Source organism: Chamaesiphon minutus PCC 6605, from assembly GCF_000317145.1.
Classification (GTDB): domain Bacteria; phylum Cyanobacteriota; class Cyanobacteriia; order Cyanobacteriales; family Chamaesiphonaceae; genus Chamaesiphon; species Chamaesiphon minutus.
Genome location: NC_019697.1, coordinates 2,466,552 through 2,478,282, shown reverse-complemented (window position 1 = coordinate 2,478,282; position 11,731 = coordinate 2,466,552). Strand labels below are relative to the sequence as shown.

Sequence of the window (11,731 nt, the reverse complement as noted above, 5' to 3'; positions counted from 1 at the left end):
GACAAAACCTAACGATTTAGATATGTAAAAAGAGCCACTGGTAGTATTTTAGCTGCCGCTCGATCGCCGACTACCCATAAGGATAGATATCCATACTTAGTATTTATCGATACAAAACACCCAATCGATCTAACGCTAGTCTGGGATCGACCTTGACAAGCACAACGGAGCGGAACGTCATGCCAGAAGTTACTATTCCCCCTCATAAAACTGGTGATTTTCTAGTTGATTACGAAGAAAAAGTCTTCCCCGACGTCCAAGCCGAACCTGGTGAGAAAGCTTTAGTGACATTTCACACGGTAGCTTTTGAAGGATCGATCGGTTTGGTCAACTTATTACAAGCTACCCGCTTGAAAAAAAAGGGTTTTGATACTTCGATTTTACTCTATGGCCCTGGTGTAACCTTGGGCTTGCAAAGGGGTTTCCCCAAGCTGGGCGACGAAGCATTTCCAGGGCATCAAAACTTTACGGTGCGGATCTCTAAATTTATTAGTGAAGGTGGCAAAGTTTATTGTTGTCGGTTTGCTTTGCAGGCTCTCTACGGTCATGGTGAAGCTTCATTAATTCCGGGAATTATTCCCATCAACCCGTTGGATGTTTTGGATATCGTCTTGATGCACCGCAAAGAAGGGGCATTTATTTTAGATACCTGGACGTTGTAATCGCTCGATCGATCGATAATTTAATATCTTTCTTTGTCGATCGCCAACACAGATCTGTCGGGCGGGTTTATGCCCTCGATCGCGCGTGTAACGATAACTGTCGTAAAAACCAGCCCTCCCCACGATTAACATTCAGATCGTTTTTCATTACATTCGTAAATAAAGAAATATGGAGGTTGTTGGTGGGGTTGGTCAGGTTTGTGTACCTACGGTAGGCTACGCCAACTAGATCGATTGCGATCGTCGATATTTATTTGCATAAACCCGCCCCTACACATTGGGATAGATTTGAAATGGAAAAAAGAGGAAACATTTGTGAATTTTACGCGCAAAGTTCGAGCCGCCGCCGTCCAAATTAGTCCAGTACTATTTAGTCGGCAAGGAACGACTGAAAAAGTGTTGGAATCGATCGACAAAGCTGCCCAAATGGGTGCAGAACTCGTTGTTTTTCCCGAAACGTTCATTCCCTACTATCCTTACTTTTCCTTCGTGCAACCGCCCGTATTAATGGGCAAAGAGCATCTGCGACTGTATGAAGAAGCCGTCGAAGTGCCTAGTCCCGTCACAGAGGCAGTAAGTCAGGCAGCTCGATCGCATCAAATCGTCGTGGTACTAGGAATTAACGAACGCGAGGGCGGTTCGCTCTACAATACTCAACTGATTTTTGATGCCGATGGTACGCTCGCGCTCAAACGGCGCAAAATCACGCCCACTTATCACGAGCGGATGGTGTGGGGGCAAGGCGACGGTGCGGGATTGAAGGTCGTGGATACGGCGGTAGGCAAACTCGGCGCACTCGCTTGTTGGGAGCATTACAACCCCCTGGCGCGCTTTGCGCTGATGGCACAGCACGAGCAAATCCACTGCGCTCAATTCCCCGGCTCGATGGTCGGTCAGATTTTCGCCGATCAGATGGAAGTCACGATCCGCCATCATGCTCTCGAAGCTGGCTGCTTTGTAGTGAATGCGACGGGCTGGCTCTCCCCCGAACAGGTCGCGGAAATTACTACCGATGAGAAGCTCCAAAAAGCCTTAAGCGGCGGTTGTTGTACCACCATTATTAGTCCCGAAGGCAACATTCTACATCCTCCAATTACCGATGGTGAAGGAATCGCGATCGCAGATCTGGATTTCGCGCTGATAACTAAGCGCAAACGGATGATGGATAGCGTCGGGCATTATTCGCGTCCCGATCTGTTGCAATTGCAGGTGAATTCGAGTCAGTGGGCGGTGGTGAGTGGAGGCGGAGATCTACCCACCCCGCCCTACGGGCACCCTTCCGAGGAGGGGATTTTTAGCCCCCTTTATAAGCCAGGGTAGTGTCATACATCAGCAGAAAAATCTTTCAGTTCACTTCAGTGAACTTTGGCTATTAGCCCCAAATTCATTTGAGGGCGGTTGATGACTAAGCACTTTTTGTGTCCCCAGAACCCACCCCCTCCGAGGAGGGGAGTAAGAGCGACAATGAATAAACAAAAATTAATGACCGAACTGCAATCACAAGGACTGCAATTAGTAGAAACTGGTGCGGGTGTGTCGGGTAGAAAAGGCGGTGCAGGGCCATCCGACCATAAAGCAGTGACGATCGACGGTACGACGATTATGGTGCCCATTTACACCGAAACCGCCGCCCAATCGCCCTATACCGCCACCCTCGATCCCACGTCTACCCAAGCCAGCATCCACCGAGAAGGACGAGAAATCGCCCCGATCGAATTCCCCAAAACGCCCCAATTCTATAACCTCAGCACCGCTGAAGGCATCCCCTACTGGAAAATCGCCCTCCTCCACAGCCACGATGTCCTCGCCACCACCGTCTTGCAAACTTGTATGCGCTACCGGAATAGCGATACTGTCTGCCAGTTTTGCGCGATCGAACAATCCCTAGCAGCCGATCGGACGATCGCCCGCAAAACCCCCACCCAGCTTGCCGAAGTCGCCGCCGCCGCCGTGCAACTAGATGGTGTCAAACACATGGTGATGACTAGCGGTACTCCCAATACACCCGATCGCGGTGCCGCTTATCTCGCCGAATGCGCTCAAGCCATCAAACAGCGCGTCGATTTGCCAATTCAAGCCCAGTGCGAACCGCCCGACGACTTTAGGTGGTTCCAGAAACTCAAGGATGCGGGCGTAGATAGCCTGGGTATGCACCTCGAAGCGATTACCCCCGCAGTCCGCGCTCAAATTATGCCAGGGAAGGCTGATGTGCCCGTCGAGTATTATTTCCAAGCATTTGCGGCTGCGGTAGAAGTATTTGGGCGGGGACAAGTTAGCACCTATTTGTTGGCAGGATTGGGCGACACGGTAGAGGCATTAGTAGACGGTTGCGATCGACTCATTCAAATCGGTGTTTATCCGTTCGTCGTGCCCTTCGTCCCGATTTCTGGCACGCCTTTAGCACATCACCCCGCACCTAGTAGTGAGATGATGTTTGCCCTCTATCAGCAGGTGGGCGAGCTGTTGAATCGATCGGGTATGTCTGCCAAAGATATTAAAGCTGGCTGCGGCAAATGCGGTGCATGTTCGGCTCTGTCTAGCTTTGAAGCTTAAAAATTCGCCCTCCTGTCACAGTGTCAAGTCTAGAGCAAAATCCTTGACTAATCATCAATTATCCCTGTATGTTCCCCACCTATCTTTTTAAACTCGCCCGCACCCACTCCGAAATCGACGAATATTATGCCCTTCGTCGCAAAATCTTCGTCGAAGAACAAGGCTTATTCCCCAATGACGACGTAGATACTCTCGATGCGCTCGCGCATCCGATTATAGCCGTCGCCGCCGATGCCCCATCCTTAGCTGTCCTCGGCGTAGTGCGAATCTACGAACCCGAACCCCGCCTGTGGTATGGCGGTAGATTGGGCACCCATCCCGACTATCGCCGAGGCTGGCACATCGGCAAAGGACTGATAAATAAAGCCGTCACTACCGCCAATGCCTGGGGCTGCGATCGCTTCCTCGCCACCGTCCAGATCCAAAATGTCCGCTTCTTTCAACGGTTGCATTGGGATTCGATCGAAGAAATCGAAATTTGTGGCATCGCGCATCACCTGATGCAAGCAGATCTAGACTACTATCCCGCCAATAACGAGATCCGCCCGATCGTTCAGTACAGCCAAGCATCTTAGTATGGATCTCGATCTCCTCACTCGCACGATCGAGCGATCGCTGGGTATCGTCCACAAACAAGATATTCAAGCCGTTGCGCGATTTCTCGCGACAGAAAATGCCGCAACAGATGTATTGATCGGCGACGATTGCGCCGCAATTCCCGATGGCGATAGCTATCTACTCCTCGCCGCCGAAGGCATGATGCCCGATTTTGTCGCCACCGATCCGTGGTTTGCAGGCTGGAGTGCCGTGATGGTAAATGTCAGCGACATTTATGCAATGGGTGGTAGACCGATCGCGGTTGTAGATACGATCTGGAGTCAGGATACCGCAATTAGTCAGCCACTATTAGCTGGTATGAGTGCCGCCGCACGAGCTTATCAGGTGCCGATCGTCGGCGGACATACCAACAGTAGGAGCGCGTATAATGCCCTCTCAGTGGCGATTTTAGGACGCGCCCGCAATCTAATTTCCAGCTTCCAAGCTCGAACTGGCGATCGATTATTAATGGCGATCGATTTACGGGGCAAACTGCACCCCAAGTATCCATTCTGGAATGCTGCCACCGAAACCGATCCAAATCGCCTGCGCGCCGACCTAGAATTGTTACCCAAACTCGCCGAAAATGGACTGTGCGCAGCGGGAAAAGACATCAGCATGGGCGGAGTCATCGGTACGACTTTGATGCTGCTAGAAACCTCTCAATGCGGTGCCATCTTAAATCTCGATGCCATACCCAGACCAGCAGGCATATCCTTCGATCGTTGGCTGGTCAGTTTTCCCAGCTACGGATTTTTACTCAGCGTCCGTCCCGATCGAGTTTCAGCCGTCCAGCAAGTATTTGGAGATCGCCATATTACCTGCACGGATATCGGTGAAGTCATCAAAAATCCCCAACTTATTCTCAAATCTCAACAACAATCGACTATCTTCTGGGATTTCACCTGCCAACACCTTACTGGATTCCGGTAAGGCATCTAGAGTTGGGAGTTGGGAGTGGGGGAGTGGGGACGAGAATGTATCAGAACGAAGATCGTACCTTAATCCAGCAACTATCAACTATCAACTATCAACTATCAACTATCAACTAATAACCATGCCCGAAACTCGCTTTAAAATTCAATGGCCAGATGGTTCTCAAGCAACCTGTTATTCACCATCTTCGATCGTCAAAAAATATTTCGAGCTAGAGCGAGATTACGATCTGGGTGATTTTGTCGATCGAGCGCAAACTGCTTTAAATATTGCTAGCGATCGAGTTCGTGCTAAGTATGGTAGACCCTGCGGTTTAGCGATCGGACAATTAGCAGAAATTCAAGCCAAAGCCGCAGAATTTAAGTCGCAATCGCGACCGATCGTCCGAGTAATTGACTTTATTGAATAAGCTGTGTCAGGCTGGCAATCTTCAGACAGCGGCACAATGGTATGGTCGAGTACACCCGTGCGGGGATTGCGGACTGAGATCGTCGGATTCGTTATTGTATTTCGATCCCCACGAACTATTTGTTATCGAACAGATGCAGTAAGCTAACAATATTCCGCGCCCCGTCTCCTTATGAGGTTGCTCGATCGACTTAGTATCAAATCTAAACTGATTGCCATGCTGCTGACAGTCAGCAGTTGTTCCGTACTCGTCACCGCCTATATCGGCTACCGGAGCGGTCAGTCAAACTTGACCGATCGAGTTTTCAACCAATTGACGAGCCTGCGCACCACCAAATCTTATCAAATCGAATCCTATTTCCAAACCCTTCAGAATCACATTCATACCCTCAGCGAAGATCCCACAGTGGTGAGCGCGCTCCAGGACTTTGATGGTGCCTACCGCCAGCTCGAAACTGTACCCATCCCTACCGAATTCGATCGCCAGCTAGCTAAATACTACCAAACTGAGTTTCTGCCCAAGCTCGCCAAAACCAAGCAAGGTGCGCCCGTCCTCCTGTCGGGGCGACTTGTCGCCTATAACGCTGATAGGATAAGTCTCATAGCTCTCAAGCCTTGTTGATAATTAGGTAGTTTATGTGGGGACAAAGACATTAATTCAACAACAACCTGCCAATTACTAGATGTTGAATCGACCCATGATTCACCCCAGAGTCCAATATAGAAAGTGCTATGTCTAGCATATTTTCGGTGATGTTCTGTTTTTCTGCCGAGATATTCTTGAACTTGCTTTGATTTGATATCTATCCCTTGGATGATACTCTTCAAGTATGCTAGTGATAGCAAAATCAATAATTTGCTCAATCGTTCGCCCGTTAAATTAGTCTTTTCTAAGTTATATCCTCCGCCCTTAAAGTCTCGAAACATCTCCTCAATTCCAAATCTTTTAGCATAGGTATCAACTGCTGCTTGTAGATCTGCCAAGCTGGTCAGAATATACCAAGGCTCTTTTGTGGTAATATTTCGATATTTACCTAGCCATTTACCTGCTAGGTTAAATCCTTCAACTGGTGCAGTTTTTCTAATTGTTACTTCTTGATTAAAAAAGCTATTTCCTGGCTCTAATCCTAGCCTTTTCAGTTCAGTCCACAATTCCTCTTCAGTCTTGATACAAACATTCTTTTTCAGTCGTAAACAGAAATCTATTTTCTGCTCTCTAAGCCAGTTCGCAAGAGTAACACTACAAAATTCACGATCTCCCAGTACCAACAAGCTATAATCTGATAGGGCAGCGAATACTGGGGTTAATACTAATTGTTGGTTTTCCAATGTACTGTTCCCTTGTTTATCAAGCATTTGCCAATAAATAGGAATTGCTCTCTTTCGCCAAATCATACTGACCATCAAAATATTGTTTGATTGCCATTTGGTTCGATCTATTGCTAAATATATAATATTATTCTGTTTGACATTGCCTTTAATCCAAGCAATCACTAGTGATAACCAAACATTATCTAAATCCCATTCATCATTTGATAAAAATCTCTGGACTTTTTTTCTTCTGCTTTCAAATTTAATTGGCATCGCTAGTTTTGTTGCGATGCTTTCTAGCGTGACTTCTTTAATAGATTGCACTACTTGAATCAATAAAATTGTCAATAAGTAGTTACCGCGTGTGAATTTTTCTGACAAATGGGCATGATACAATTCTGGTAACATTTAATTGTTTTTTGGGTAAGAAGCTCTCTTACCCTATCTTTTTTGATACTATTTGTCTAGAGTTGTCTCTCTGCCGAGTTTTCAGGCGACCTGTCGCCCCGTCAGCCCGTCCTCAATTCCTATCTCCCTACCACTCCAGCCGCACGCAACCTCCAATATCACTATATCGCCAACAACCCCAACCCCGTTGGCAAAAAACATTTGCTCGATACCGCCGCAGATGGCAGTGCCTATAGTAGCCGCCACGCCCGCTATCATCCCATTTTTCGGAACATCATTAAGAAGTTCGGCTACTATGATATGTTCTTGATTAATCCTCAAGGAACGGTCGTTTACACGGTGTATAAAGAGACCGATTTTACTACCAACTTTACTACTGGGGCTTATAACGAGAGCAATTTGGCTCGACTCGTCGCATCGGTAAGACGCGCAAAGGAACGAGACTTTGTGAAACTGATTGACTTTGAAGGTTATATTCCTTCCTATGGCGCACCAGCCGCCTTTATTGCCGCACCAGTTTACGATCGATCGACATTTGTGGGTGTATTGGCGGTGCAACTACCCGTCGATGAAATCAATAATGTGATGACCGGAAATCGCAACTGGGAGCGAGATGGGTTGGGCAAATCTGGCGAAACTTATCTAGTCGGGCGGGATTATTTAATGCGCTCGGTTTCCCGTTTTTTGGTCGATGCGCCAGCCGATTATTTTAAATCCTTGCAAGATATCGGCGTGGATGCAGCCACAATTAATCGGATTCGGCAATACAATACTTCGATTTTAGAACAAAAGGTGATGACCAAAGCGGCGACTGAAGCTCTCGCCAGCAGACAGGGTACCCAAATCATCCAAGACTACCGCGATGTCCCCGTCCTGAGTTCATACGCCCCAATCAAAATCGATGGCTTGAATTGGGCAATCGTGGCGGAGATCGACCTGGCTGAGGCGTATGCGCCGATTTATGATTTTGGCAACCAAGTGGCGATCTCGGCAACTTTATTATTGCTATTAGTAACGCTATTAGCGATGGCATTGGCTAATTTATTTGTCAAACCAATCGATCGATTGATTGCCAGTGCCCGCAAAGTCGAGGCTGGACAATTGGATACTGCAATTGTCTTAGATGCTCGCGATGAATTTGGCGAACTAGCTCAATCCTTTAATGCCATGGTCAAAAGCTTGCAGGCTCAAACAAATCTAGTCGCCCAAAAGAATTTTGAAAACGAACAATTGTTACTGAGTTTGTTTCCATCAGCGATCGCCAAACGCCTCAAACGCGGGGAGAAAGAAATTGCCGATACTGTTTCTAATGTAACTGTCTTATTTTCAGATCTGACTGGTTTTCACAAACTGGCGATCGATCTCACCGCCCAAGAATTAGTGACAATTCTAAGCGATCTCGTCACGAGTTTTGATGATGCTGCCGAACGCTATGGCATCGAGAAAATCAAAACTATTGGCGATAGTTATATGGCAATTTGTGGGTTGTCAGTACCTTATTTAGACCACGATAAACGAGCTGTAGATTTTGCCTTGGAAATGATTTCGATCGTGCGTCGCTTCAACCACGAGCGCGGATTTGAATTAAATATCTCCGTCGGCATTCATTCCGGCGATGTCACCGCCGGAATTATCGGCAGACATCGATCGATCTATGATGTCTGGGGTAACACTGTCAATCTGGCTAACGCCTTGCGGGTGGCTTGTCCCTCTGGGGCAATTTTTGTGTCAGCAGCAGTCTATCAACGTTTGGATGACCTATATGAATTTGAACCAGCAGAAGTCCCCGAAGGAAATGGTACGGCAGCCTTAAAAGTTTGGAAGTTTAAAAGTATCCAAAAAAACACTCGATCGGAGGTTTAAATTAATATCATTTTCTTCTGTTCTTGAGGCTACACCAACGGAATAACGATCGCCATTTAAGGATTCCTAGCTCCGCTCTAACATTGCCCTCAAATGAATTTGGGGCTAAGAGCGCAAGTCCACTGAAGTGGACTGCAAGATTCTTTAGTCCACTGAAGTGGACTTTTGCTCTTAGCCCGAACTTATAGTTCAGGGCGGAGTTTGAACGGAGCAGATCCACTTTTCGCGCATCCGCAAAATCCAAAATCCAAAATCCAAAATGTTATTAATCTGGGCACTCACACTGATTGTCGGCTTCCCCCTCCTAATTATCGGACTAGGAGAGCTAATCTATCGCTTGCAGCGGCAACAACAGCCATTAGCTGATACCTTCCAACTCATTCGCAACTTATTACTCCCCGTGCTGGTATTCTTGCTGTTTTTACGGCATGTGCTCCAGCTTCCCGCCAGCGGACAGCTTGTGAAAAGTGTTGAAACGCTGTTGTGGCTATCGGCAATTCATGCGGCATTATCATTACTAAATGCAATTTTATTCGAGCAAGCTAACGCCGATACTTGGCGCGCTAGAGTGCCCAAATTACTCATCGATCTGTTGCGGCTATTTTTAGTTTCCCTCGGTGGTGCGATCGTCTTAGCAACAGTTTGGGGTGCAGATTTAGCGGGATTGGTAACGGCTTTGGGCGTGAGTTCGATCGTAATTGGTTTAGCCCTGCAAGATACATTGGGTAATGTGGTGCTAGGTATTGCCCTATTATTCGAGCGTCCTTTTTCCGTGGGCGATTGGTTGCGGGTGGATGGATTAGTAGGGCAGGTAATCGATATTAACTGGCGTGCAGTAAGATTGCAAACATTAGAACGAGAGATGATTGTTATCCCTCACAAACTGATTGGCGCGCAAATGATTCGGAACTATAGTCAACCCCAACGCCTCCATGCCGAACGCATTAAAATCGGGTTTTCTTATAAAGATCCACCCAATCTTGCTAAATATGTCCTGCACAGCACAGCAGTAGAAACTCAAGGTATATTAGCCGAGCCAGCACCACAAATCTTCACGCTCTCTTACGATGATTCGGCAATTACTTATGAGGTCAAATTTTTTATTGAAAACTACGGAGATCTCGAAGAAATTCGCGATCGATTTGTGACCCGTGTATGGTATGCCGCTCAACGCAATAATTTAAATATTCCCTTTCCGATTCGCACGCTCTATCATTTTAATGGCCCAAATACCGCAGCCCAAAGTAATTCCCAAAAGATGGCAGAAAGTTTACAGTCAATCCCCTCATTTGTCCCGCTCGTTCGTGAAGCGTCTCCGAAAGAGAATCGACCCACCAATTTACATACTAACTCAGTAGGAATTAGCCTCCAACATTTTGGTTCTGGAGAAAAAGTAATCCGTCAGGGTTATCATAGTAACGAGTTGTACATTATTATATCTGGACAAGCAACAATGACGGTGACTGACAATCTCGATCGAGAACATGAAGTCCTATCGCTCCAAACTGGCGAATTTTTTGGCGAAATGACGCTGTTTGCTAGTGAAGTTAGTCCGGTATCGATCATCGCCAGCCAGGATTTGGAAGTAATGACTCTTTCTGCCACAGTTGTCAACCAGGCAATCGAACGTCAACCCAGCTTTGTGCGAGAAATCAGTCAAATTTTAGAGATTCGACGCGCGGCTGTACTCTCGACATTACCGCCAACTATTTCCCGCTCTTGAGTTTTTAGGCGTTGCTAATTTTAGGTGAGAATCGATCGATAGTAGTTTATGCTAGAACGTGGTAAAAACCTCCACTATGCGCTCCTAAATCAGAAACTATTACTCTTTTCTTCCCTCTGTCTTGATGTCCTTTTGACGTCGGGGAACTCGACGAGCGGACATCACTGCGATCTTTGCGCCTCTGCGGTTAAAACGATCGGCATTTAAGTGCTAGTAAGTTTAAAAATCAAATAAGATTGCTATATGCGATCGACAACTTTATGCGAAAACTCCTGTTTCTCCTGCCTGGAACCACCCAGAAATTTCACTGCGGGGGCTTATTTGCCGAACTAAAAACGATCGAACTAGTCAAACAAATCTGCCCCGTCGAAATTGTTACCTACCGCCAACGAGAGCCAGACAAGGCATATTTAGACGACATCTTAGCCAGCAAACCGCAAGATGCGATCTTCGTCGTTAGTTGGGGCTTTGATGTCCCCAAATTAGTCACGCGTTTGCGCGGCTACCCAACAATATATCACGCCCACAGTGCCGAATACGGCTTTCGACTCCCACCCCAAATTCCGATCGTCTGTGTCAGTCGGAATACACTAGGATACTGGGGACAAAGATCTCCCCACGCGCTGTTATACTATTTGCCAAATCAAATTTCGGATGAATTTGTCAATCGCCACACAGACAGATCGATCGATGTATTAGTCCACTCGCGCAAATCTTCGGACTATTTATTAAAACAATTAATTCCCACACTTCAGTCCCATTGTAAAGTCGAAATTATCGAAGGATTCGTTAATAGTTTATCAGAATTATTCAATCGATCGCGCGTATATTTATATGACTCCGCCGAGTATTGGGCAACTCAAGGCGTCACCGAAGGATTTGGCTTGCAGCCTTTAGAAGCGATGGCTTGCGGCTGTCAAGTATTTTCGAGCGTCAATCATGGGTTATCGGATTATTTAGATCCAGGCTTTAATTGTCATAAAATCGCAGGTTTTAGCACCGACTATGATGTCGAACGGATTTTAGAAGTAGTTAAATCGTCAGCACCAGTCAACAATCTAGAATCCCTACTCGCCGAATATCGAACTGCGAATATCATGTCCCGCATCCAGGTAATTTTGAGCGATATCGATCGATTTTTCGATCGTGTCAATCTGGATCGTTCTGATATGTTAGATCTTAGCGATCGACGTGTTTCGCAGTTAAGACTATCGAAAGCTCTTAAGAGTATTCAGAAAAAGCTCAAACGATGAGAACAAAGTAATAGATC

Annotated in this window: 11 protein-coding genes; 10 read left to right on the top strand and 1 reads right to left on the bottom strand. The window is 46.7% G+C overall.

Annotation, left to right across the window (positions count from 1 at the left end; genetic code table 11):
• Positions 1-179: 179 nt before the first annotated feature.
• The 7 genes from CHA6605_RS11455 (at position 180) to CHA6605_RS11425 (ending at position 5,778) form a co-directional block, all read left to right on the top strand.
• Positions 180-662, top strand: a complete 483-nt coding sequence (locus CHA6605_RS11455; protein WP_015159609.1) for an MSMEG_0572/Sll0783 family nitrogen starvation response protein — start codon at positions 180-182, stop codon at positions 660-662.
• 315 nt (positions 663-977) lie between these two features.
• On the top strand, positions 978-1,982 hold the full coding sequence (locus tag CHA6605_RS11450) for a Nit6803 family nitrilase (RefSeq protein ID WP_015159608.1): 1,005 nt from the start codon (positions 978-980) through the stop codon (positions 1,980-1,982).
• Positions 1,983-2,126: 144 nt separating this feature from the next.
• The gene (locus CHA6605_RS11445; protein ID WP_041547937.1) at positions 2,127-3,215 is read left to right on the top strand and encodes an MSMEG_0568 family radical SAM protein; all 1,089 of its coding nucleotides are present in this window, start codon (positions 2,127-2,129) and stop codon (positions 3,213-3,215) included.
• Positions 3,216-3,283: 68 nt separating this feature from the next.
• Positions 3,284-3,790, top strand: coding sequence for an MSMEG_0567/Sll0786 family nitrogen starvation N-acetyltransferase (locus CHA6605_RS11440; protein WP_015159606.1), 507 nt, complete (start codon positions 3,284-3,286; stop codon positions 3,788-3,790).
• Between the two features lies 1 nt (position 3,791).
• Entirely contained in the window at positions 3,792-4,745 is a 954-nt protein-coding gene (locus CHA6605_RS11435; RefSeq protein WP_015159605.1) for a sll0787 family AIR synthase-like protein, read from the top strand.
• A 124-nt stretch (positions 4,746-4,869) separates the two neighbouring features.
• Positions 4,870-5,157, top strand: a complete 288-nt coding sequence (locus CHA6605_RS11430; RefSeq protein WP_015159604.1) for an MSMEG_0570 family nitrogen starvation response protein — start codon at positions 4,870-4,872, stop codon at positions 5,155-5,157.
• 171 nt (positions 5,158-5,328) lie between these two features.
• On the top strand, positions 5,329-5,778 hold the full coding sequence (locus tag CHA6605_RS11425; protein ID WP_041547935.1) for a hypothetical protein: 450 nt from the start codon (positions 5,329-5,331) through the stop codon (positions 5,776-5,778).
• On the opposite strand, the gene CHA6605_RS11420 is transcribed toward CHA6605_RS11425, so the two are convergent.
• A complete protein-coding gene (locus CHA6605_RS11420; RefSeq protein ID WP_015157518.1) occupies positions 5,733-6,875 on the bottom strand; it encodes an IS4 family transposase in 1,143 nt (380 codons plus the stop codon). The two genes, CHA6605_RS11425 and CHA6605_RS11420, sit on opposite strands and share 46 nt — an antisense overlap.
• A gap of 201 nt (positions 6,876-7,076) precedes the next feature.
• Between CHA6605_RS11420 and CHA6605_RS11415 the strand changes: the two genes are divergently transcribed.
• The 3 genes from CHA6605_RS11415 to CHA6605_RS11405 all read left to right on the top strand — a co-directional run bounded on the left by CHA6605_RS11415 (position 7,077) and on the right by CHA6605_RS11405 (position 11,714).
• Complete coding sequence (locus CHA6605_RS11415) at positions 7,077-8,738, top strand: adenylate/guanylate cyclase domain-containing protein (RefSeq protein ID WP_232432254.1); 1,662 nt, start codon at positions 7,077-7,079, stop codon at positions 8,736-8,738.
• A 259-nt stretch (positions 8,739-8,997) separates the two neighbouring features.
• Positions 8,998-10,461 carry a mechanosensitive ion channel family protein gene (locus tag CHA6605_RS11410; RefSeq protein ID WP_015159603.1) on the top strand — a complete coding sequence of 488 codons (1,464 nt, stop codon included), beginning with the start codon at positions 8,998-9,000 and terminating at the stop codon, positions 10,459-10,461.
• Positions 10,462-10,721: 260 nt separating this feature from the next.
• The gene (locus CHA6605_RS11405; protein ID WP_015159602.1) at positions 10,722-11,714 is read left to right on the top strand and encodes a glycosyltransferase; all 993 of its coding nucleotides are present in this window, start codon (positions 10,722-10,724) and stop codon (positions 11,712-11,714) included.
• Positions 11,715-11,731: the final 17 nt, after the last annotated feature.